Below are 24,216 nucleotides of genomic sequence, written 5' to 3' on the forward strand. Positions count from 1 at the left end.
ATTCATTTGATTTATCCTCCTAGGGTAATCGAAAAAAGAACCGTTTTTCTTAATATAAATAAAGTATGCGGAAATCAACCATACATATTTATAATTTGATTATGAGGTCAAATCATCATTTCTGCATTACTTATATATTTGGAATTTTAGACCTCCTGGTTTAAAATACCAGGAGGGGTGCCCCCCAAACGAGGAAGGGGGGCGAAGGAGTTTACTTTTTGAGGAACTCAGTATCTGTAGTTCTTAGGGTCGTCGTATCCGCCGTACATCACACCGGTGTTGTAGGGGGTGATCTCGAATCCCCAGTCTGCCATGCGCTTGATTGCCTTGTCGTAGACCTCGAGGTACTCCTTGGTAGGCCTGACGGTCTTGACATCGTAACACTCCTGGAAGGTCTTTCCGAGGTCTGCGCAGGTGTACTGAGGCTCGTACCACTCGACAAACTTCTTGAGGATGTCGTTGACCTCAGGGATCTTCATTCCTGCGGTCTGTGCTGCTGCCTCTCCCATGACACGGGCTTCCATTCCGGTGGTCTTGTCCTGGACAACTCCCTTTGCGACTGCAGATCCGGAGAGGAGTTCTCTTCCGGAAGCGGTGTCGGTGATTGCCTGGGCTGCGGTCTCGATCAGTCCCATCTCGGTGCAGGGTCCTGCAACGGGGTAGTACTGGTTAGCGAGGAGCAGGTCGGTGTTGTTGTCGACTGCTGCGCAAGCGTGTCCAGCGACTGCGAGGGTCTCCTTAGCCATGGTTGTTCCCCACCTGATGTGGATAGGTCCGTCAAGGTGGAAGTTTCCGGAGAAGAGTCCGAAGGATGCGAGTGTGGTTGCGACATCACAGATTGCGGTCTCCTCGAGCTGTCCGCAGTATCCACCGAAGATGGGCATCTGCTCGATCATGATGACGTCTCCGCTGATGGTCCATCCAGCGAGCATGTTCAGACCGGTCATATCGATCTTCAGCTCATTCAGCTGGGAACACTCGTGTGCATCGGTGATCCTGTGTCCGGCGTTGGGGCAGTCTGCGACAAGCCTTGCTGCCTCGGACAGAGGAGTCTCGGGTCCCTAGACACCGAGTCCGGGCCTCTGGGCTCTGATTCTTGCTTCCTTTGTTGCCCTGAGCTCCTGCATTGTTGCACGGATCTCGTAAGGGGTCTTGGATTTGGCGGGCTTGCCCTCGACGGTGGTCATAACTCCGTTAACGAGGTCGTCAACGATTCCCTCCTGTGCGTAGGACTGCATGATCTGTACGAACACGTCTTCAGAGATAGGGGATCCAGTAGGTCCTCCCTGGATGACGGGTTTGATGGGTGCGTTTCCGTGCCTGGGGTAGAACCTGGCGACGTCCCTTCCCTCTCCGAGGATGATCTTTTTGGGTGCCCTCTTGATTCCCTCCCAGATTTCCTCTTCCGTGAACTTCATTACACGGCCGAGGTCCTGGCAGTAGAATCCGCAGGTGCACAGCATCTCCAGTCCAGCCTGGAACAGGTTGTTCTTTGTCTCGTTGTCCTCAGGGACGAATTTGTCGCCGAAGTTGAGCTTGTACTTCTCTTTCAGAGCTGTGGCTGTCTCAGGGATGATCTTGTAATCCCAGTCTGCCTCAGGCACTTTCTTTCCCTTGATGAATCTCTCGTAGACATCAGTGATTGTCAGGAATCTTGTTGCTGCCATTTTATTCACCTATTATAGTGTTATAGAATCAGTTTCCAGTGAGCTTGTCAACGAGTCCGATGATCTCGTTTGCTGTCTCAGAGTATCCGTCGGCTCCGATCTCGTCGCACCACTCCTTGGAGCAGGGTGCTCCTCCGAAGATTGCCTTGTAGGGCGCCTCCATCTCTTTGATGGTCTCAACGAGCTCTCTCTGGGACTCGAGGGTTGTTGTCATGAGTGCGGATCCTCCGCAGACCTGAGCGTTGTTCTCCTCTGCTGCATCCATGAAGTCCATTGCGGATGCGTCGGGTCCGAGGTCGATGACGTTGTATCCAGCTCCCCTGAGCATTGCACAGCAGACGTTCTTTCCGATCTCGTGGATATCTCCCTCAACAGTACCCATAACGACGGTACCCTTCAGGTTTCCCTCTCCGCTCTCCATGAGGGGCTTGAGGATGTTCAGTGCTGCCTCCATTGTCTTGGATGCTGCAACGACCTGAGGTAGGTAGATCTCTGCCTTGTCGAACCTGACTCCGATGGTCTCCATTCCCTTTCCGAGTCCCTCTCCGATGATGGTTCCGATGTCCATCTTGGCGTCGATTGCCTTCTGGGTTGCTTCCTGAGCAAGTTTGATGTTCCATGTCTCAACTGATGTCTTGAGATCAGCGAGAATCTGTTCGTTTGCCATTTTTATTCCTCCTATTTTTGGACCGGGTTGCCCGGTTCTAAATCAGCAACTAAGTCCATCATTATAAAAGGTTTCTCATTTGGTTATATCATCCAAGAGGATATAGTTGCTTTTATATTGAGTTAATCAATAAAATAGTGTACATAAAAGTATATTTTAGTGGCAAAATAGGTATGTTTTTATATGGTTAACCAAACCATCCACAATTAAATTTAAATATGAATTCAAAAAAACTATTAAAATGAATAATTTTACAAAAAAATATCAGGAAAACGATCGATTTTTTTGATTGAAATATTGACCGCATCAACATTACTTGGATGGATGGATGCTCTATGCATCGTCTTGCTACAAAGACTCATCCAACTCTAGACAACTAAGACTCATCCAACTCTAGACAACTAAGACTCATCCAACTGATGTGATTACGATCCATGACGATTGCAATAAATACGGGCAGATGATGTGAGATGCATTGCAATAGCATCGTGTTCTATTGTATGTCAAATCTCTTCTATGCTTACTTTTATTAATAATAAGAACATCCCGCGGTTTACGTAAACTCAGGACCCACTCTCTATATGGGGGCGAAAACTGAGAGCTCATTCCGGAAGGAACTTGAGCTTGACTGAATCCCCTCGGGGATCATTTACGGAGGAATAAAAATGGCCAAAGCGAAGAAAGACTCGCAGCAGACCGAGGATGAGAACTTCAACTACATCGTCCGTATCGTCAACACCGATATCGACGGTCAGAAGAGGACAGTCATCGGTCTCCAGAGCATTAAGGGAGTCGGAAAGAGGGTCGCACAGATCGTTACCAAGAAGGCAGCGGTCGATCCCACAGTCAAGATGGGATCCCTCCCCGACGAGAAAGTCAAAGAGATCGAAACACTCGTCAAGTCCTACGTCGAGTACGCACCCACATGGGCAATCAACAGGCAGATGGACTACGAAACTGGAGCTGACATGCACCTTTTCGGTCAGGATCTCGAGATCATCCAGAAAGAGGATATCAACAGGATGAAGATGATCCGCTGCTACCGCGGTATCAGGCACGAGACCCACCACAAGGTAAGGGGTCAGAGGACTCGTTCGAACGGCAGACACGGACTCACCATGGGAGTCTCCAAGAAATGAAGGTGGTTTGAATGGGAGATCCAAAGTTTTCAAGAAAGACATATGACACCCCCTCACACCCCTGGCAGGGAGAGAGGATCAAGGCAGAGGTCGAGGTCGTCAACGCCTTCGGACTCAAGAACAAGACAGAGGTTTGGAAGGCAGAGACCATCCTCAGGAACCTGAGGGGTCAGTCCAGGAACCTCCAGGCACGTCTCAGAACCGGTGACGCCCAGGCAAAGATCGAGGCAGATGCCCTTCTCGCAAAGTGCGGAAGGCTCGGATTCCTCACAACTGACGCCACTCTGAACGATATCCTTACTCTGAAGGACGAGGATGTTCTGTCCCGTCGTCTCCAGACAATTGTCTACGAGAAGGGACTGTCCAGCACAATCAAGCAGGCAAGGCAGATGATCACTCACGGACACATCTTCGTGAACGGACACAAGGTCACCGTTCCCGGATACATCGTCACAAGGAAGGAGGAGTCCTCAATCGAGTACAACCCCGCATCACCCTTCACCGATGAGATGCACCCCATGAGGATCTCGGCAGAGCAGGCAGCAGCCAACGCAGCAGTCAAGGCAAAGGCCGAGGCAGAGGCAGAGGCTGCCGCAGCAGCAGCCGCAAAGGCAGATGCAGAAGAGGCAGGAATTACAATCGAGGATGGTGAGCAGTGATGACCGCAAAATGGGGAATCGCCAACATATTCGCGAGCTACAACAACGTCATGATCACACTGACTGACATCACCGGAGCAGAGACAGTCGCAAAGGTCACCGGTGGAATGGTCGTCAAGCAGGCGAAGGACCAGTCTTCGCCTTACGCGGCACAGAGGGCAGCCGAGAAGATTGCCGAGGTCGCTAAGGAGAAGGAGTACGTCGGAATCCACGTCAGGGTACGTGCTCCCGGAGGAAACAAGTCCGTTTCGCCCGGACCCGGTGCTCAGGCAGCTATCCGTGCTCTCACAAGGGCCGGACTCAAGATCGGCCGCATCGAGGACGTCACACCCATACCGCACGACGGAACCAAGAAGAAGGGCGGACGCAGAGGACGCAGGGTCTGAGGGGGATATCCCATGGACATAGAGATTATCGAAATGGCTGACAGGAAGGCAAAGTTCGTTCTCAAGAACTCTTCCCCGGCCATGGCGAATGCGCTCAGGAGGACACTCCTCTCGGACATCCCCAAAATGGCGATCGATACCGTTGAGTTCTACACCGGTAAGATCGAGGGTGAGGATGGAAAGGAGTATGAGAGTATCACGCCCTTGTTCGAGGAGATCATCGCCCACAGGCTGGGAATGCTCCCAGTCCCCACGGATCTGGACCTGTTCGTCCCTCAGAGCGAATGCGAATGCGGCGGAGAGGGCTGCCCCAACTGTACCATCATGTACAGCCTGAGGAAGACCGGACCTGCAACGGTCCTGTCATCCGATCTGCAGCCCCTCGGAGGACCCGACAGCGACAAGCTGAGGATCGTCGACGAGTTCATCCCGATTGTCGAGCTCACAGCCGACCAGGGGATCACCGTCTACGCCAAGGCAGTCATGGGTACCGCGAAGAAGCACGTCAAGTGGCAGGTCTGCAACGGTGTCGGATACAAGTACATGCCTGTGATCGAGATCGATCCCAAGCACGCATCCGACGAGCAGGTCGTCGCATGTGCAGAGCTTTGCCCTGCAGGACTAGAAGTCAAGAGCAAGAAGCTCGTCGTGAAGGATCCCGTCGCATGCGGATATGCGAAGGGATGCCTCGAGAGACTCGACGAGACGGAGGGTGTGACCGTAAAATGGGACGACACCAACTTCCTGTTCAAGTTCGAGACCGACGGTTCTCTCACAGCCCAGCAGGCATTGGATATCGCCATCGATACCCTCTCGAAAGAGGCAAAGGGCTTCGCTGACGACATCAAGGCTCTCTGAAGAAACTATTCATCCCCCGAAAGGGGGAATTCTCATTTTTCATAATCTATTATAATAAAAGAAAGAGGACAGCCATGGGGCTGTCCGTGATTGTTCGAGATCAGGCATCAGAAGAAGTCGGATAACTTGCACTTCTTGACCTTGTCGTTGTTGAACACGGAGTTCATGTTCATCTCAAGGATGTCGATTCTCTCTCTGGTGTAGGCATCGAGACCATACTTCTCGCCTATGGTCTTGGAGATCTCCAGATACTTCTTCACAGAGGCCTCGTGGACGGTGAGGTTCAGAGGGTTTTTGCATTTGTAGCATGTGCCGCTGAGGGTCATCCTGCGGTACTTCTCTCCGCATTTCGTGCATCTCACTGTCTGAGTGGAGAAGCTCCTCAGGTTTCCTATCATGTCCGGCATGAAGTGTTTGTTCAGGACACGGACAGCCACATCCTTCTCGTCGACCGCACGTATCTTCCTTCCCAGTTCGAGCTGTGCGTTCATCTTATCCATCATGGATTCCAAGGTCGTGTAAGCGGAGTACTTGGGACCTAGCGAGATGTCACTGGTGTCGTGCGTGAATCCCATGCCCTCATACTGCTTCTCGGTACCGATACGTCCAGCGATGAGATCCATCTTCTTCTCGATCTCCTTGGGCTCTTTCATGGCCATCGCGGCCTCGTAGAGCTCCAGAGGATACTCCCTCAGGCAGTCCACGTTGTGGGCCTCCTTATCGATCTCGTTGGGGTCCAGCCTCGTAGTAAGGACCAGAGGTGCATCCATGAGTCCTCCTCTCCTATCCGGGAGGAAGCTCCTGGAGAAGTTGAGCAATGCATCAAGACCGAGCATCAGACAATCCTCATCACCGTCGCAGTTCCTTCTCTTGGCGGCGTGGAAGAAAGGATGTCCGTAGCAACCGCGAACGTCAGCGTATCCTATGATACGGCAAAGGATGCAACCGGATGTGTGGGGTGCAAGACCGAATACTATGTTCCCGATCAGGTCGGTCCTGTTCTGGACATTGTAGTAGCGCGGAAGGTGATAGAGCAGCTCCAACTCATCGTCGAGATAGATGGCAACCTTTGCAAGATAATCCCCGCAGTCCTTCGCGGGAACGACGTCCTGCACCTTCAGTTCGCAGATCTGCTCCGGATCCACGAGAGGATCGCCGTTCCAATCCTTCGTGTACCCAAGCTCGTGGGCCTTCTCGATGGACAGCCCTATCTCCCTGGGTTTGAAATGTGTTAGAGGGATGTCGGTCATGTCGAAACGGACAGTTCCGTCCTTGAACACGGAGATGCCGTTCTTTGACCTGAGTATACCTTTCTCAAGTGTCTCAACGGTCTTCGTCTTTGAGATCAGCGTATCATGGCATTTGACCTCGCTCGGGTTCGTTATACCGAGGTACTTGCAGGCCGCTTCGAACTCCTCGTTGAGGTCGATCTTCATCGGTGCCGGTCCGTCTGCTCCCATCTCGTTCTTCTTGGGAACGTATACGGTATGCCCGCCGCAGTTCCTGCACCAGTTGCGGAATGTGTAGATGTTGCAGTTCCTGCATAGTCTATTGGCTACGACCTCTTCGTACTTCGGATGCCTCGATATGGTGGCTTTGACCTCTTTACCTGCCTCCGCATCCTTTCCCACAGGGAATACGCAGTGCAGCTTAGGCGACAGCTCACGTTCCTTTGCCTTCTCGGGACGGCCCATCCTCGTACCCACGCGTGTCATCGCTCTTGCGCGTACCTCGTAACCTGCAGCCTTGCTGATCGCGTCGAGGGTGTTGGCCCCTTCCAGTTCAGGTCCTGCTGACAGGACGTTGGAATCATGTTTGATTCCCATGCAGTCCAGCATGGGTTCCGAGTACCTCTCGTCGATAATCACTTTCTTTTCTTTCACACGGTGGGGGACGCACAGTTCCTGAAGCACCTTCTTGGATTCTGATTCGAGGTCGACGACCAGATTCTTTCCGTCGAACGTCCCTGTGGAAAGGACTTGCTCTCTGAGCAGTTTGATCCTGTCAAGAGGTACGTCCGACCAGAATATGTTGAACTTGGGGTGCAGAGGAACGCCCAGTTGTGCGCTCATCTCTTTGGCGCGTTCATAGGTCGGGTCCACCCAATCAGCGGGCAGTTCTCCTTTTGATTTCAGCACCTGCTTATGCCATTCGATCGGATATCCGCAAGGGACCAGAGTGTGGTTGTTCTCACAGAACTCTCCGAAGGGGACCAGGATCTCGCCGTTATCCAGGATCTCGGTCACCCTGTCCCTGACGGCAAGGACATCCTCCTTGGTCTGGCAGTAGACAACGTCACCGTTCCTGAGCAGGACAGTCGGTCCTTCCAGGATGTCGCAGGGTGTGACGACGCATGCCTTACCCGGCCTCTCGATCTTGAGCTGAGTTCCGATGGCCATGAAGTCGTCCATGATGTACATGCTTGCGGTGCTGTATGCGAGTGATGCTAGACCCGATGTCCTCGCCCTTCCGTATCTTAGCCTGAATCCTCCGACCCTGCAGGGATGTCCGAATATCGGACGTCCTGCGACGATATCCCTGAGATACTTGTCCAGAGGCTGTACCTTCTTCTCGACGGGTTTGTCATCGGCCTTCTTCTCAGGTTCTTTCATCTTGTGGGCATCCAGATACTGTCCGATGAATTCCCATCCGGGAATCTGAAGCTTATCGACGTGCTTCTTCAGTTTGGCGGCCTTTTGACACATTCCCTCGGCGATGACCAGTACCGCTCCTCCCCTGACACGGTTCGTATCTATCCTGGGGAGGTCCCTGAATCCAGATATCTCGATCTGTTCTGTACCTTCTCCATCGACGCATATGGGGCAGTTCCTTACGATAAGGTCTATCTCCTGCGATGTCGGGGAGTACTGAAGATGCTGACATTGCTTGTACAGCGGGATTTCCTCATCGAATCTGGCGATCTCGGCATCTGTGGCGATGTATCTGCCGATACCGAGTTCGGTCCTGACGACATCGGCGATGAGAACGCTCATGGCCTGTGCGGTACCTCCCGCAGCACGGATGGGGCCGGCGAACAGAAGGTCAACGTAATCGGTACCGTCGTCGTTCTTCCTGATCCTTGTCTCCGCGATACCTTCCAGAGGTGCGACCAGGATACCTTCAGTCAGAACTGCGAGACCTACCCTTGTCGCTCTGTCCAGGGCCTGCTCGAGACTTTCCGCAGGCCATTTCGCGACCTCCTTTGCGGTCAGAAGACAGGCGACCTCACGGTTCCCTGCCTCAAGGGTCTTCTGCCTGATGACCTCGGCCACTCCCTTTACATTGTAATCTTTGAGAAGCTCTTCGCAACGAGAGGCCAGATCCTCCGCCTGAGGAACATCGACGTAATCTTCGGGGTCGAAACCCATAGCTCTGGCCTTTCCGGCCAGTTCGTAGATCTCATCCTTCTTCGCATTGAGCTCGGAGAAATAATTCGCCATCTCCTGGCTGTAGACCGGGCTAGCCATCATTCCACTTCCGCTTCTACGGCTTTCCTGCGGTTGATCTCTCTCATCTCTTTGATGACCGTCTCTGTGAGGACATCCATGTTCTCTCCGGTCTGGGCAGAGAAGAACAATCTTCCGTTGCCCGTCTTGAGGATGTCCGACTTGCTTTCGGCCACTATGATCTTCACACCTTCGAAGTTCTGCTCGATGTTGGCCAGGAGCTTCTCCTGGACCTCAAGTTTGAATCCGCATGTCTCCGAAGGGTCTATGACGAAGAGCATGACATCCGTCAGATATCTGAGGGCGAGAACCGCCTGCTTCTCGATGTCATTCCTCTTCTCGAACTCCCTGTCCAGAAGGCCGGGTGTATCGACGATCTGGTATTTCCTCCAGTCATCCTGAATGTGTCCCACGATGATTCCCTTGGTCGTGAAGGGGTAGGGTGCGATCTCCGGTTCGGCAGTGGACATGACTGTGACAAGGTTGCTCTTTCCAACGTTCGGGAATCCTGCGACGACGATGGTCGGCACTGCGGAATCCACCGCTGGTAGCTTCCTGAACTTGTTCTTGGCATCCTGGAGGAACAGCAGGTCGTCGGAAATCCTGTTCACATAAGAGTTGAGCCTGCCGTAGAAACCTCTCCTGAGAGATTCTATGATCTCCGGGTCCTTCGTACGCCTTATGTCCTTGAGCGTGTCGTTCTTCAGTTTCTCGGCCTTGGTCGCGCACCAGTTGACCGCTCCCAGAGCCTTCTTGTACCTGTCGATCCCGATGACGATGTCCACCAGTTCGGGGAAGAAATCCTGTTCCTTGTCCATCCTTGGGAATCTGTCCACGTAGCCGGCCAGAGCGGTCACGACGATATCTCCTGCGGCAGTGACCTTTGCCAAAGCCGTCTTCTTGCGGGTATCCAACGTGTTCGTACCGTTCTTGTAGATCTTGGATGCCCTATGGAATGCCTTCTCCATCAATTCGTCCGACGTAAGGACAGTGGGAATCTTGTAATCTACTCCGACCATGTCTACATGGATTCCGTACCGATAAATAAAGGAATGCGCGCGTGTGTTGGAGCATCCTTTCACTTCCACTCCACGTTCACCTTGAGAAGCCATAGATCATGCACCATTCCGCTCTTCGGGGACAGTTTGGAAGGGATGACGATCGCAGGGCAGTCGATGATCCTTATCCCGCATTCCACGCCGGGCGTGCCGACATCCTTCCCTATGATCCTGCTCAGAGCCGACAGGTTCGTCCTGAATGTGACTCCCAGGTCCACCTTGGGAGTGGCTTCCAAGGAGCGTGCCAATATCCCCGGGTACTGTACCTTGGCATCGAAGGTGACCTCCAGGTCTATGTTGTCGGTGAATGCTGCAACGCCGTCTATCCTGTACGGATTCTTCATGGACAGCGCTATGGATTCGATCTTCCCGGCTATGTATTTCAGGACATCCTCCACCAGGTCGGAGTCGCATCTCAGCGCAATCCTGATCCCGGCAGAGGCCGATGATGTGGGGTCCAGGACATCGACCTTCACGAAAACAGAAGCTTCCACGAGACAACCCGCGACCTTCTTGATGACGGTGTTCACTGCGCTCTTCACAGTGAGTTTGATGACCTCTTGCAGACTTTCCAAATTGGTTATCGAGCCTACTTCGTCGAATGCGGATTGGACCGAGCGGACCATTATGTCCTTGGCAACTTCGGCGGTCATGAGTTTGGAAGACATGAAAGAACCGTTGGACCTCCCCATGGTAGCATCCTTGAATTCCCAATCTCCGGCCCCATCATACGACCTTTGCCATGTCCTGCTGTCATCGCTCTCATCCTTGTGGGTGCCTGTCTTGTCTATCACGGTACCTTCAGAATCCTTTAGCGTCACCCCGTCCCCGTTCTTCGTGACCTTTCCCGAAGAGTTGACCAAGGAGAATGAGGTATCAATGACCAAGAATTCACCGGGTGATATCGATCCAGTTAGTTTCATGACCTTCTTGCGGTCCGATGCAGCGGTCAGTGTGTAGCCGTCCAATTCGATCGACTGATCCGAGTTGTTGAGCAGTTCGACCCACTCGTGTCCGCTGTCATCGCCCTTCGGGTTGGTCTCGTATTCGTTGATGACGAGCCCTTTGGAGAAAGGGGCGGTGTACTTGATGCTGAGTCCGGCATCCAATCCTATATTGACGCCCAATCCCGGGATAGGGATGCTGCTTATCGCCGATCCTATTCCAGGTATCCTGCTCAGTGTGAATCCCAATTCGTTATAGTCCTCCAGGTCGGGCATGATCAATGTGATGTCTGTATCGCCGATATCTGCGGATACGGTGATCAGGTGCTTGCTGCCCTTCATCAGGGGATCGACCGTTAGTTTCACCTTCCATTCGTCGGAGGATACCGTTGCCTTCCCCGTTACGAATACGTTGTTGGCGTTCATCTCCCCATTGACCTTGGCCGTGATGCTGGCAACCACGGACATCCCTGCTATCGGTCCGGAAAGCGTTGCTGTGAACAATGTCTTGACATTTGTCATCAGAGAAGCCAGATCCAAATTAATCTCAAATCTGTAGCCCAGATACTCGAATCCGAAATTCTGGTTGCTAAGGTTCAGGCTGTAGAATACATCTAGGATCCCGCCCCCAATCATTTCGCTCAGCTGCGTCTCTATCCACTCGGACACGATCGTTATGGGTTCCATCATCCTGTTGTACAGATCCACAATTATGTCGGAGACATATCTGGCGATCTCCATCACGCATCCGCTGACCACATCTATGAAGTCCTTGACCATCTCGATTATTTCACGGAGCGGTTCGAGTATAGGTTCGAGATACTTTTCGATGGTAGCCCATGCATCGCTGATGATCGTGTTGCTCGGGGAATAGTCTATGCCTACCAAGGCCCAGGCGCTTGCTACACTCACCTCGATGGTGATGTCGTTGGTGATCGTTCCGCAGCTGGCCGAGGTTATGGATGAGCCCATGGCGGAAGAGAGCGAGCTTTGACCCTCGACACGGTAGGAGATGAAGTCCGACAATCTGATCTCGTAAGTGGCGGAATAGGCAGCACAGACATCCTCCATCAGCCCCGTTATGTGGGTACATTTGTCCTTCAACAGTCTGGGCTCATAAACAAAAGGGGAGCTCTCATAGGTCAGAGAAAGGTATTCCATGGAGGTGTTGTCCTCCCCGTCCATGAGCATGAAACAATGGCTGTCCGGTAGATCTGTGGGCCCCCAATATGGGCTCGTGGAAGATTCCGCGATTATCTCGTCAAGCAAGACGTCTATCCTCTCCGGAACGGAACAGGATATGCCGCTGGCACCCAGTCCGAAAGATACTATGTCTGTCAGAACGCGTTCGAGCAACCCCGGTCTGGAACCCTCTATCCCTCTGAGGCGGTCATAAACAGATAGGTCGGAATACACTTTGGACACGTAACTGCGGACGGCACGGTCCACCTCAGACGATCCCATGAGGGAATCGGTATCATCACCTGCGAGTGGCCTGAGGCTCTCCTCGATCCTTTTCCTGAACTCCTGAGTATCTGCCAATTCAGCAGCGTGTTTCATTATAGTTTCTGCAATCGCAGCATAGAACGGGTCGCTGAACGATTCCGATTCAAGCGATTCCATCACCGCATCGTCCACTGCAGATATGCATTCAGCCGTCAATGATCTGTACGCTTCCGTTATCTGGTCCATGAATGCGATGCCGTCCGAAGGGTCCAGGTACAGGACGATCGGCGGGTAATTTGATTCGAACAGGGAGACGGCGGAAGAGTTCAGTATCTGTCTGATGGTGTCCTGGATGTAGCTGTTCCCCATGTGGTAATGCACATTGAAGAATTCGATCCAACTCTGTCCAAGGACATCAACGGTCGGATTGTCCACGGTTACTGTGTATACTCCAACGCTGATCGTGGTCTTTCCCGATCCCGGGAAGCGGTATACCGATTCCTTGATCCCTGCCTCTTTCATGACATCCTTGATGTAGCTGCCGGCTCCGAACACATCGTCCCCGGTGAAGAAGTTGATGAGTGCATCCAGTGCCCATCTTTCCATCGACAGTTTCCTGTCCAGGTCATCCAGGACATAGTTCCCGCACAGGTAGTCGAACCATTTCAGTGCGATGTCGTCTACGGCGGACATCATAACCTGTCCGTAGAAGGATGCCCTGTCGATGATGATGCTGTCCCCGGCCATCATATCTGCGAGGTCCGCCCTGTCGGTGGCGAGATTCCCGTCCGAGTCCCTGAAGCAGATGATGCCTATCAAACTAAGGGCGTTCTCGTACGCTTCCCTTACATCCTCTGCCGTGATTATAGATTCCGTACCCTTGGAACCGTACTTTGCCATGGCCCCGTAACCGTTCAGTACACGATATTGTGCCAGAGAGCTCAATTCATATGACATTATCTGCGAAATGGATATGCCTCCGTCCTCGGTCATCCTTTCGAACATCGACCCCCTCTCGGATGCCAACGGCAATGCGTAGCTTCCATCCGTCGATATCTCCACCGTCTTCTCGGAGCCGCCGAATCCTGAGCGGACCTTCAATTCCATCGTGCCCGTTCCGCGGAGGTATGCCGGGGTGAAACCGCCCACTCCTCCCTCGTACTGCAGGACCTCCATCGACTCTGCTTTCAGTTCGAATTCGCGGTCGAGCAGGTCTGCGGTCATGCCACCGCTCCCCATGGGGAAACGTTCGTCCACCCAATCATAGGCTCTTTTCTCGAATTCCTCCGCCCTGTTCTCCAGACTTCCGAGGGAATCGTCCTTGGAAATGTCGAGTATGATCACCCCCAGTTCCTGTTCGACATAGGATGTGATGTCATCTACAGACCTTTCCAGGGCAGCTGCCGAATCTACTGTCATGTCCACGTTGTTTCCGGACCTGCTGTGATCTGCAACCACCGCACCGGCCACGGATGCCATGAGGAGGATGGCAACCGCCAATACCGAAAATGGCATGTTCGCCTTGCGATCGTCAATCATGTTCTGCCTTGTCTTGTTGGAGATATTTAAAACACGGATACTGCGGTCAACAATCGGAATTAAGCAGACTCCTATAATTACAACGAAACGCGCGCGATTGTGTGGCCACCCATTTTATATTATTATCGTATCGTACGGACAAGGTACCATGACTAGAACGTCAATAGAATACACGGCAAAGACTGGTCTCCCCAAAAAGACGCAGTCTATCTGTCCGGAATGCGGAAAGATCATCGAGGCCACCCTCATGGAGAAGAACGGAGGGGTCGTTATGGAAAAGGACTGCCCCGAGCACGGTCACTTCAGTGATAAGATCTGGACCGACGTAGACCTCTACCTGAAGGCAGAGAAGTTTGCGACGGACGGAATCGGAATCCACAACTCCATGAACGAGACCATCAAGGATAACGATGACACCGCAAGTATCGTCATCGACAATCAGAGGATCGATATGCTCTCATGCACGATGATCGCCAATGTCGATTTGACCAACAGATGCAACATGCATTGTCCCATCTGTTTCGCCAACGCCAACGACCAGGGATACGTTTACGAGCCCTCCTTCGAGGAGGTCCACAAGATGCTCGTCGCGCTCAGGTCCGAGAAGCCTATCGCGAATACGGCAGTACAGTTCGCCGGAGGGGAGCCTACGGTGCACCCCAGGTTCGTTGACATCATCGCAGACGCCAAGAAGTTGGGATTCGCCCAGATCCAGGTGGCAACCAACGGATTGGAGTTCGCATATCACTACGAGTTCCTCAAGGCGGCCAAGGAGGCCGGTCTCAACACCATCTATCTCCAGTTCGACGGATTGGATGACGAGATCTACCTCAGGGTCAGGGGAAGGAAGATGTGGGCCAACAAGCAGAAGGTCCTCGAGAACTGCAGAAGGCTCAAGGAGGACGGACTCCACAGCCCGTCCATCGTTCTCGTCCCTGTCATCATCAACGGGGTCAACGATAACCTCGTCGGAGACATCGTGAAGTTCGCTTTCGACAACTCCGATATTATCAGGGCAGTCAACTTCCAGCCCGTGGCATTCACCGGAAGGGTCACAAAGGAGGAGCTGGAGACAGGAAGGTTCACCCTCACTGATCTCGTGGATAGGGTTGAAAAGCAGACCGGTTACGCAAACAAGGACGATTGGTACCCCGTCCCTGTTGTCGCACCCATCTCCAAGTTCGCCTCCATCCTTCTCGGAAAGACCAAGGTCACATTCACCACACATCCCCACTGCGGATTGGCGACATATCTCTTCCAGGATGAGAAGGGAAACGTCGTTCCCTTCCCCAGGTTCGTCGATATCGACAGGTTCTCCAAGGAGCTCAACAAGATCTCCGATAAGATGGAAAACGCAAGGTTCAAGAAGCTCTACGCAGCCAAGCTGATCAAGCTCCTGAACAGCTGTATCGACGAGAGCAAGATGCCCGAGGGATTGACTAAGAAGAAGTTCGTCGACATGCTCAGAGGTGTCATGGGAAGCGATTCCAAGAAGGCACTGGCGAACTTCTCATGGAAGATGATGCTCCTGGCAGGAATGCACTTTCAGGACAGCTACAACTACGACATCGAAAGGGTCAGGCGCTGCGGAGTCCACTACATAACCCCGGACTGCCGTCTGTACCCCTTCTGCGCCTACAACAGCGGACCCGAGTTCCGCAGAGAGATCGAAGCGAAGTTCTCCATCCCGTTGGACGAGTGGAAGAAACTTCACAAAGAGGAGGCCGACAAGATCGATGCCGCACTGATCGTGCCCATCGACGAGAGAGGTCCCGAGTGAGTTCGGAGAGAGTCAAATGATATCTGTCAATGTGGACAAATGCCTGCACTGCGGAGGCTGTGTGGGTTCGTGCCCTAAGAATGCGATATTCCTGAACGATTTCGTTCTGGAATTCAACAAGGACTGCATTAACTGCGGTATCTGTGTGAAATTGTGCCCTGTGGGAGCACTTTCGAAGGAGTGATACCATGAAGACATACACATGTGACGTAGTGGTCGTCGGGGCAGGTCCCGGCGGAAGCATGGCAGCCAAGTTCTGTGCCCAGGGAGGCATGGACACAATCCTTATCGAGAAGAAGGCAGAGATCGGAGCACCGCTCAGATGCGCTGAGGGAGTTTCGAAATCCTGGCTTGACGAGGTCGGAATAGTTCCCGACAGGACATGGATCAGAGGCGACATGAAGGGCGCTATCATCAAGTCCACGAAAGGAACCTCCTACCAGCTTGACGAGTCCAAGGCCGGAAACGAGGTCGGATATGTGCTGGAGAGGCACCTCTTCGACAAGGCTTTGGCAAGGGACGCTGCAAACGCAGGCGCCAAGATCATGATGAGGACATCGTGTACCGGCGTCATCCGCGAGAACGGAAAGCTCGTCGGTATCAAGGCCAAGTCCATGGGAGAGGAGATCGAGATTCGCGCCAAGGCAGTCGTCGCAGCGGACGGATACGAATCCCAGGTCGCCAGGTGGGCCGGTATCGATACCACGCTGAAGCTCAGCGATATAGATTCATGCATCCAGTACAGGATGTGCAACATCGACATCACCCCAGACTACTGTGAGTTCGTGATTGGATCCTGTGCACCCGGAGGATATATCTGGGTGTTCCCCAAGGGAGACAAGGTCGCCAACGTCGGTATCGGTGTGGCGGGACAGCTCTGCACAAAGGGAGCCGATGCCAAATACTATCTCGACAAATGGATAGCAGAGGACCCCAGGTTCAAGAACGGACAGATCCTCGAGATCATGGGCGGATTCGTCTCCACATGTCCCGGTCTGGACTGTGCGATCGATGACAACATCATCCTCGTAGGAGATGCAGCAAGGATCATCGACCCCATCACCGGAGGAGGAATCTGTCACGCATGCAGGACGGGAATGTACGCCGGCCAGGTCCTCGTAGAGTGCAACAAGACCGGGGACTTCTCCAAGAAGGCCCTTCAACCCTACGAGAAGAGATGGCGTGACAGGATGGAGGACAAGCTGTTCAGGAACTGGATGGCCAAAGAGAAGCTTGCAACACTCGATGATGACACAATAGATGACATCATCAAGATGATCAGCACAGCCGAGATCTCCAACGTTACGGTCTACAACCTCTTGAAGGCTCTGAAGGACAAGTACCCGAAGGTCGTCGAGGGATTCGAGGACCTGATCTGAAAACAGTCAGGGGCATCTGCCCCTCTTTTTTTATTTATTCTTCACCAGCGCATGCCCTTGCTCTCTTTGGGAATGAACCCTTCGAATCTGGGCTTATAGAACTCTTCGTTATCGGGTTCGATCGGTATGTTGTGATACTTGAATGTCTCCGTATGGCCGTTCGCCCATGCCACCAATTCCGATAGGAACAATACGGGCATTCCATTAGGTTGGGCATCGTATTTCGTGAAGCACTTCGGACAGGCCACTACTATGAGGCATCCGTTGCCGCATTCCTTCTCCCTGTCCGCCATCATCGTTTCTGCCAACACGGTATCCTTTCCGCAGCATCCCATTCCGTTGTTGACGAATTCACAACCGAGGGCCTCTACGACCGCGATCATCTCTTTCTTCAGCGGCATGCATGAGCATCCCGGCTCGATCGCTACCTTGATCTTCCTGTCCAGTTTAGGAAGTCTGTCGATGTTCTTGTACAGGAACTCTACCATGTTGGAGGTCTGCACTCCATGTTCGACAAGGGCTTCGGTACAGCCTCCGCAGAGCGTTATCAGTTCCTTTCCGTGGGCCGCTTTTGATACATCGATTATCTTCTCATGCCTCTCGGTCTCCTGCATCTCCCTGAACTGCGGTGGACGGAGACAGCATCCTGAATTCTCCAGTTCGGAGCAGGTCTTCCCTACAGCTTTGACAGCCAGTGTTGCAGCGTATTCCAGGTAAGGGGCTTTGCATTCCACTACGCACCCGGGCATGATGTATGTGTCGTCACCATCCCATTCGCAGACTAGCTCGTCGCGGGAGGGGTGGTTCTCGATAGGCATCGCATAGCCTGTCTGTTTGTATGTCTCGGATACATGGATGTCGTTGGCCAGGGCCCTGAGGTCCCTCATGACCGTGAAAGGATCGCTTCTCCTGCAGACCTGTGAGCAGGTACCGCAAAGGATGCATGTAGAGACATCCTCCTCTCCTCCGATCATGATCTCGTGAGGATCGAGGCCGCCATATTTGTTGGCGGGGCAGTACGGTGTGCATTTTCCGCAGCTGATGCATTTCTGCATCAGTCTGGCGATCTCATCCTCAATCATTCCCATTCGATTCACCTCATCATAGGTATGTCCATGGGCTCTCCCTGGGCGATACCTGTCTCCATACGGACTCCTTCCGATCCGCTGTTCATGATATAGGGCGTTCCGCCCCTTGACCTGATGGCTTCCGCGACCTTCTCCGGTTCATCGGTAAGCGCTACCATGCAACCTCCTCCTCCGGAACCGGTGAGCTTTGCACCGTAGGAGTATGGGAGCGATGCGTTGACCAGTTTGTTGAGTTCCTTGCAGGATACGCCGAGGATGGAGAGGAGCTTGTGGTCGTTGGTCATGAGACGGCCCAGTTCCTCCACATCGCCTCTCTTCAGAGCATCATATCCTTCCAATGTGGTGTCTCCCATCTCATCGATGATGTCCGATGCGAAGCTGTTTTTGTCGAAGAATCTTCTGACCTTCGCAACCTGAGGGCCAGTAGGGGCTTTCACGCCGGTGTTGCCTATGACGAACGACAGTTTGGGTACCTTGATATCCGTGACCTTCCAAGTCCTGTCGTTGCGCGAAATCGTCCACAGTTCCTTGGAATCATCCTTGGTGTTGATGGCGATGCCTCCTCCGTGGACACATGCAGATGCATCCATGGGTGAGCCGTTCCCCTGTGCGAACAGTTCCGCACCGTAGGCCTCCTCGACCAAAGCCAATTCCGTCAGCGACTCGCCTCTCTCCGAATGGATGGCTAGGGCCAGTGCTGCTGACAGTGATGCCGACGATCCTAGACCGGAACCGGAAGGGATCTCGCTCACCGTCAGAAAATCCAGGCAGTGGTTGAGGTTCCTTGTCAGGTAATTGAAATGAGGCTGCTTGCTCAGGTCCAGATATTCTCCGTTCAGGCTGTTCTTCTTGCTCCTGCGTACGCTGCATGTTATCCTGCGGTCTGTCGCTAGGACCACGGCCGGTTTGCCATAAACCACTGAATGCTCTCCGAGCACCACGAATTTCCCGGGAGCAGAGGCAGTGTACCATTCGCTAGACATCACTGATTCAATCCGTATTTCCCCATCTCTTCCCTGATGGCATCGTTGGGGTTGCGTCCGTTGAGAATGGGCTGTGGAATCTCCCACCATCCCTCTTCCATTGCCATGAGCCTCTGTTCAAAGGCATCGTCGGACTCGCCTGGCTGCTGCTCCACTTTGGCGAGCTCCTTCATGACCGCATCCACAAGGTCAACTTTGAACTTCTGGTTGACAAGATTCATACCGATGAAGGAGTCCAGGCTAGTTGCGACCTCCTCCCTGTATTCAGGCTGGAGGCATTCCATGAGCATGTCAAGGATGCCATGCGCTGTTGCCTTGAACACGAAGGACATCTTCGCTTCGACAGGGAGCTTGTCATCGTTGAGGGTATCCTCGATGAGTCTTTTGCCGAACAGGGTCTCCATTGCGACCGCTCTGTTCGGATTCTTGCCGAACGCATACTCGTTGAGCAGCTCTTCCGGCGATTTCTCTTCCTCTTCTCCTCCGAAGAGGCTAGCGTTTGGATCCAATTCTCCTGCCATCGTATCATCTCAGTTTCTTCATTGTGGATTCGAGGATGTCCATCCCCGCGTTGATCTTGGTCTCGTCCGCCGCATAGGAGAACCTCAGGTGGCCCTCCCCGTACTTTCCGAATGCGGATCCCGGTGTGCATATTAGTCCTGCCTTGACCAGTTCAGCAGCCAGATCGGCAGACTTCATGTCCATGTCGTATGAGGGGAATGCATAGAAGGCCCCCTTGGGAGGCTGAATGCTCATTCCAGGAATCTCGTTGATCCTCTTGCATATGAGGTCCCTTCTGGCCCTGTATACCTTCCTGGCGTTGTCAAGGTAAGGGTCTATGTTGGGAAGGGCGTTGAGTATACCGTACATGGCCGGCATATTGGGGCTGGCGCAAACATGGTACTGCATCTTGATCAGGTATTCCATCATCTTCTTGCTTGCGCAAAGGAATCCCATCCTCCATCCTGTGACCGCCATCATCTTGGAGAATCCGCTAGCGACTATGGCCTTGTCCAGTTGGTCCATGAACGAGAGGTGCTTACCCTCATAGATGAACGATTCGTAGACCTCGTCGGCCATGATGGTTATGTTCTTGTCCGCAGCGATGTCGCAGAGCGCTTTGTAGCTCTCTTCGTTGAGGACCCCTCCTGTGGGATTTGACGGTGTGGTGACGACGATCATCTTGGTCTTCGGGGTGATCTTCGACTGTATATCGTCGATATCAGGCTGGAAGTCGCCGTCGGTGAGCTTGTACTCGGTGTAGGTTCCGCCTGCCAGCTGTGCATGCGGCCCGTAAATGACGAATCCGGGGCTGGGGACCAGAACATCGTCCCCGGGATTCACTACGCTCATCGTGATCTCCAGCAGTGCCGACGATCCACTAGGCGTGATCATGATGTTGTCGCCCGTGATGTCGCCGTATTTCCTGAACCTGTCCGCAACGGCCTGTCTGAGCTGAGGGATTCCGGCTGTGGGGCCGTATTTGTTGAGGCCGTCCGATGCCGCTTTGTTCATCCCTTCTATTGCTTCCTTGGGAGGTGCGAGATCGGGCTCGCCAAGACCTAGGTTGATCGAGTTCGGACCAGCAAGGTCGAACATTTTCCTGATACCCGACATCGGAATGTCGTTTATCCTGTTGGAGATCTGCATGTTTGTGGGTCATGCCTTCTATAATAAAATAAATGGCGGGTGCGGAGTCGTATTCAGTGTGTGTTCAAAGCTCGAGATCCGCATCCATTTTATCTATGGCGTACTCCCTGACCAGAAGGGATTCGGGGACGAACTTGTCATACTTACCGAATTTCAATAGGTCCTCGTCGTAGATGAGCGATGTGATGTCCTTGTTCTCAAGATAGTTGTAGACCTTGTTGACGATCTGATCCTCTGACAGTTTGGTGCGGATATCGATGTAATAGGGCTGGAAAGCACGAATGCTGTCGGTGCCTATGACCTTCTGCAGGACTCTGCGGAGGGTGTCGAATTGCTTCGTCCCGAGCCAGGGATATATCCTGAAACCGCCTGTCCTCTCTGAGAACATGCAGGTCATGCCGTTGGACCTGGCCGTCGCTCTGCTCTCTTCCAAACGTATTCTCGCTGCCTCATCCAGATAGGGGTACTCATCATCGCTCTCGAGAACCTCCAGCATCTTCTTCATGACACGGGTGTGAGTCGGCGGGGTTCCGGATCTCCACGGATTGCATGCTTCGCCGTCGCATTCCTCCACTTCCACCATGGATCTCTCCTTCGACGCCTTCAAGACCCTCCAGACACGTCCTGCCAGTTGGATCAGGTCATCTTCCTGGGGCATGTTCTGAATGGATCCGACGGTGCGGCTGTCGCATTTGACCAGCACCTCCTTCTTGGTGGTGAACACCGAGCAGAAGTCCTTGTTGAAGACGATTCTCTCTGCCTTCTCCCCTATGAGCAATGTCTGGTCCGACATGACCTCGATGTGGCCCAGATTGACCAGATGCTTGATCATCAGTTTGTACTGTTCTTTGGTGATGTTCCTGAACGGATACATGGTGAGAACATCCGAAACCAGGGAGGAGAACTTCGCTCCGATCCCGGGACGGAGGTATTCCATCGTCTGATGATATAGGAGTCCGAAAGGCATCGAATTGTCCTCTGCTGGTTCCGTCCACCCTTCATTCAGGATAAGTTCCGACATGGCTATGGCCTTGACGAGGCTCATCGATACGCCGTCGAGCGTCGCCCACCATTCCTCTTCATCCTCGTTGCACATTAGCACGAGGTTCTGTCCGTTCCCTCTCCTTCCGGAGCGCCCCATCCTCTGTACGAGGCCGGAGCACGTGTAGGGAGCATCGATCTGGACGATCTTATCCAAGTCGCCGACATCTATCCCCAATTCCAGAGTCACAGTGGCCACCGTCGTGTTCTTTACGGACGGATTCTTCAGTTTCTCTTCGGCTATGGTCCTGAGCTCCTTGGATATGCTGCCGTGATGGATGGTGACTTCGTCAGGGTAACCTTTCCTCTCTGATATGATCCTCAGGGATTTCGCTGTCATCTCGGCACTGTGGCGGCTGTTCGTGAATACGATGCAGTTGTTGCCGTGGGTCTCCCTGAACAGGTCCAGGTAATAGGATGTGATCGCTTTCTTCCTGTCAACGCTTTCCGTTTGGGGATCGGGCAGCGGGAAGTAGTTGTATTTGATGCGAATGTTCCGTCTGTCAGCGTTGTCCTCATAGACGGTGCTCACCCTTCTCCCGGTATCGGCCTTCAGCCATTCTGCGGCTGCTTCCCTGTTCGCGATGGTGGCTGACAGACCGATCCTTCTAGGTTCGCAATGCGCAAGCACCTCCAACCTTTGAAGGCAGCACAGGAGCTGCAGCCCCCTGTCGGAATCCATGAACGCATGAACCTCATCGATGATCACGAATCTGAGGTCCCTGAACAGCCTTTCTACCTCATCGGGATGATAGGACAGAATGTTCTGTAGCGATTCCGGGGTTATCTGGAGTATCCCTCCGGGGTCATCTACCATTCTGTCCTTGGAGGACCTGCTGATGTCTCCGTGCCAACCGGTTATCTTCAGTTCGGATTCACCGAGTACCGGACCCATCCTTTCGAACTGGTCGTTGATCAGTGCCTTGAGGGGTCCGACATAAAGTGCGCCTATGCTCTCAGGCGGATTGCTGTAAAGGGAATCGATGACAGGGAACATCGCCGCTTCGGTCTTTCCGCTGGAAGTCCCTGCGGAGATGAGGATGTGGTCGTCGGTCGAATAGAATGCTTCGAATGTCTTGGTCTGGATCTCCCTGAACCCAGACCATCTGCAGTTGTGGACGTATTCCTTGATGAACCACGGCAGTTTCTCGAAGTAATCGCTCATACCTCGAGGTCCTCGATGATCTCATCGTCGGGGTTCGCATCGGCATTGACGACCCTGCCCTCTACAAGGTCCAGGAACTGGAGCTCGGAGTTCTGGTGCAGGGTGTCGAGCAGACTGATAAGGTCCCTGGTGATCTCCCTGGGGGTAAGCATTGTGGACGAAACTACACTGGCCATGACCGTCTTCAGATAGGTCTCAAGCATATCGTCCGTGATGTTGGACTCGTACTCATACCTCTGCTCGTGAAGGTCCTTGATGGTCTTCAGGAGAACGAAGATCTCCTCATTGGTCAGAGGCTTGAGGTTGATGATGGGGCCGAGGTAGTTGTCGAAACCGTTCTCGTAGCGCCCTGCTACCAGCCTTGAGCGGAGCGCCTCATAGCTGTAGAGTCCTCTGTTGGGGTCCTCGATGAATTCAGGGGTTCCGCATACATAAATGGACAGATTCTTCGTCTTTCCCTGCATGATGTCGTTGAACATCGTGAGCAGACGCTCATAGTTGTTGGACCTGGACACCTTGTTCTGCAGCTTGTAGAGGACAACACCTTCGTCGATGAAAACGACGAGACCTTTGAATCCGAGGCATTTGACGATACCTGTCCAGAGTTTGATGATATCATACCAGTTGCTGTCGTCGATGACCATGTTTGTACCGAGATCCTTCCTGGATTCCTTCTTGAGGTCCAGCTCCCCCTTCAGCCATCTGAGTGCGGTGATGTCGTCCTTCTCCTCGAGGAAGTCCCTCATGTAGCATACGATGACCCTCATGAAGTCTTGTAAGTTCTGCAGGCTGGAGAGCTCCGCTACGTCTGTACGCATGGATTTCTCGATGCTCTCAGCGTTGGCGTCCGCCCCCAGTTTCTCCTTGGTGTCCAGGATCCATCCCTGGAGCAGGGATTCGAGGGCACCGCCGTCGGGTCTGGCCTTGTACGCCATGTTCCTGAGGAGTTCCTTGTATGTGTTGAGGCCCTCCTTCTTGGAGCCGGTAAGCCTCCTGTTGATCGCAAGGTCTGCATCCATGACGACGAAGCCCTTGTCCATCGCATAGTTGCGTATCATCTGAGTCATGAAGCTCTTACCGTTTCCGAAACGTCCGGAGATGAATCTGAATGCTCCTCCGCCTTCGGCCGTGTAATCCAGGTCGTTGACGAATGTCTCGGTCTCTTTCTTCCTTCCCACCGCGATGTATTCAAGACCTCTCCTGGGTACGACTCCGGAGGAGAGTGCGTTTATCATGGTGATAAGGGTTCTTTTGGGTACTGTAGCTGTCATGCAGTTGCTCCTGACTGAAGGGCGAATGGGAAAACGCGCATATACTACTA

Annotated in this window: 17 protein-coding genes and 1 pseudogene; 7 read left to right on the forward strand and 11 right to left on the reverse strand. The window is 53.1% G+C overall.

The window, feature by feature from the left end; translation table 11 throughout:
- Positions 1-227: 227 nt before the first annotated feature.
- Together E7Z62_01980 and E7Z62_01985 are read right to left on the reverse strand one after the other, a co-directional pair.
- Positions 228-1,667: pseudogene (locus tag E7Z62_01980) on the reverse strand (monomethylamine:corrinoid methyltransferase).
- Positions 1,668-1,695: 28 nt separating this feature from the next.
- Positions 1,696-2,334 (reverse strand): dimethylamine methyltransferase, encoded by a 639-nt coding sequence (locus E7Z62_01985; protein MBE6521886.1) that lies wholly within the window; start codon positions 2,332-2,334, stop codon positions 1,696-1,698.
- Between the two features lie 665 nt (positions 2,335-2,999).
- Between E7Z62_01985 and E7Z62_01990 the strand changes: the two genes are divergently transcribed.
- The 4 genes from E7Z62_01990 to E7Z62_02005 are packed head-to-tail and all read left to right on the forward strand — an operon-like array spanning position 3,000 to position 5,376.
- Positions 3,000-3,473, forward strand: a complete 474-nt coding sequence (locus E7Z62_01990; GenBank protein ID MBE6521887.1) for a 30S ribosomal protein S13 — start codon at positions 3,000-3,002, stop codon at positions 3,471-3,473.
- Between the two features lie 11 nt (positions 3,474-3,484).
- Complete coding sequence (locus tag E7Z62_01995) at positions 3,485-4,132, forward strand: 30S ribosomal protein S4 (GenBank protein MBE6521888.1); 648 nt, start codon at positions 3,485-3,487, stop codon at positions 4,130-4,132.
- Complete coding sequence (locus E7Z62_02000) at positions 4,132-4,518, forward strand: 30S ribosomal protein S11 (protein MBE6521889.1); 387 nt, start codon at positions 4,132-4,134, stop codon at positions 4,516-4,518. Before E7Z62_01995 ends, E7Z62_02000 begins: the two co-directional genes overlap by 1 nt.
- Before the next feature lie 12 nt (positions 4,519-4,530).
- The gene (locus E7Z62_02005; protein MBE6521890.1) at positions 4,531-5,376 is read left to right on the forward strand and encodes a DNA-directed RNA polymerase subunit D; all 846 of its coding nucleotides are present in this window, start codon (positions 4,531-4,533) and stop codon (positions 5,374-5,376) included.
- 107 nt (positions 5,377-5,483) lie between these two features.
- On the opposite strand, the gene E7Z62_02010 is transcribed toward E7Z62_02005, so the two are convergent.
- The 3 genes from E7Z62_02010 to E7Z62_02020 are packed head-to-tail and all read right to left on the reverse strand — an operon-like array spanning position 5,484 to position 13,809.
- Positions 5,484-8,816, reverse strand: coding sequence for a DNA polymerase II large subunit (locus E7Z62_02010; GenBank protein ID MBE6521891.1), 3,333 nt, complete (start codon positions 8,814-8,816; stop codon positions 5,484-5,486).
- A gap of 26 nt (positions 8,817-8,842) precedes the next feature.
- A complete protein-coding gene (locus E7Z62_02015) occupies positions 8,843-9,841 on the reverse strand; it encodes a GTP-binding protein (GenBank protein ID MBE6521892.1) in 999 nt (332 codons plus the stop codon).
- Between the two features lie 59 nt (positions 9,842-9,900).
- On the reverse strand, positions 9,901-13,809 hold the full coding sequence (locus E7Z62_02020) for a lamin tail domain-containing protein (protein ID MBE6521893.1): 3,909 nt from the start codon (positions 13,807-13,809) through the stop codon (positions 9,901-9,903).
- 148 nt (positions 13,810-13,957) lie between these two features.
- Here E7Z62_02020 and E7Z62_02025 point away from each other — a divergent pair, with 148 nt between their 5' ends.
- The 3 genes from E7Z62_02025 to E7Z62_02035 are packed head-to-tail and all read left to right on the forward strand — an operon-like array spanning position 13,958 to position 16,968.
- Positions 13,958-15,589 carry a radical SAM protein gene (locus E7Z62_02025; protein ID MBE6521894.1) on the forward strand — a complete coding sequence of 544 codons (1,632 nt, stop codon included), beginning with the start codon at positions 13,958-13,960 and terminating at the stop codon, positions 15,587-15,589.
- A gap of 19 nt (positions 15,590-15,608) precedes the next feature.
- Positions 15,609-15,773, forward strand: coding sequence for a 4Fe-4S dicluster domain-containing protein (locus E7Z62_02030; protein MBE6521895.1), 165 nt, complete (start codon positions 15,609-15,611; stop codon positions 15,771-15,773).
- A 4-nt stretch (positions 15,774-15,777) separates the two neighbouring features.
- Positions 15,778-16,968: an NAD(P)/FAD-dependent oxidoreductase gene (locus E7Z62_02035; GenBank protein ID MBE6521896.1), complete on the forward strand. Its 1,191-nt coding sequence runs from the start codon at positions 15,778-15,780 to the stop codon at positions 16,966-16,968.
- Between the two features lie 41 nt (positions 16,969-17,009).
- Here E7Z62_02035 and E7Z62_02040 read toward each other — a convergent pair whose 3' ends face one another.
- The 6 genes from E7Z62_02040 to E7Z62_02065 all read right to left on the reverse strand — a co-directional run bounded on the left by E7Z62_02040 (position 17,010) and on the right by E7Z62_02065 (position 24,166).
- The gene (locus E7Z62_02040; GenBank protein MBE6521897.1) at positions 17,010-18,056 is read right to left on the reverse strand and encodes a (Fe-S)-binding protein; all 1,047 of its coding nucleotides are present in this window, start codon (positions 18,054-18,056) and stop codon (positions 17,010-17,012) included.
- Positions 18,057-18,061: 5 nt separating this feature from the next.
- Positions 18,062-19,039, reverse strand: a complete 978-nt coding sequence (gene mvk, locus E7Z62_02045) for a mevalonate kinase (GenBank protein MBE6521898.1) — start codon at positions 19,037-19,039, stop codon at positions 18,062-18,064.
- A complete protein-coding gene (locus E7Z62_02050) occupies positions 19,039-19,560 on the reverse strand; it encodes a hypothetical protein (GenBank protein MBE6521899.1) in 522 nt (173 codons plus the stop codon). The genes mvk and E7Z62_02050 overlap by 1 nt, the downstream gene beginning before the upstream one ends.
- A gap of 4 nt (positions 19,561-19,564) precedes the next feature.
- The gene (locus E7Z62_02055) at positions 19,565-20,689 is read right to left on the reverse strand and encodes an aminotransferase class I/II-fold pyridoxal phosphate-dependent enzyme (GenBank protein ID MBE6521900.1); all 1,125 of its coding nucleotides are present in this window, start codon (positions 20,687-20,689) and stop codon (positions 19,565-19,567) included.
- A 64-nt stretch (positions 20,690-20,753) separates the two neighbouring features.
- On the reverse strand, positions 20,754-22,895 hold the full coding sequence (locus tag E7Z62_02060; GenBank protein ID MBE6521901.1) for a DEAD/DEAH box helicase: 2,142 nt from the start codon (positions 22,893-22,895) through the stop codon (positions 20,754-20,756).
- A complete protein-coding gene (locus E7Z62_02065; GenBank protein ID MBE6521902.1) occupies positions 22,892-24,166 on the reverse strand; it encodes a biotin carboxylase in 1,275 nt (424 codons plus the stop codon). The genes E7Z62_02060 and E7Z62_02065 overlap by 4 nt, the downstream gene beginning before the upstream one ends.
- Positions 24,167-24,216: the final 50 nt, after the last annotated feature.

It is taken from the genome of Thermoplasmata archaeon (assembly GCA_015063285.1).
Classification (GTDB): Archaea; Thermoplasmatota; Thermoplasmata; order Methanomassiliicoccales; family Methanomethylophilaceae; genus Methanoprimaticola.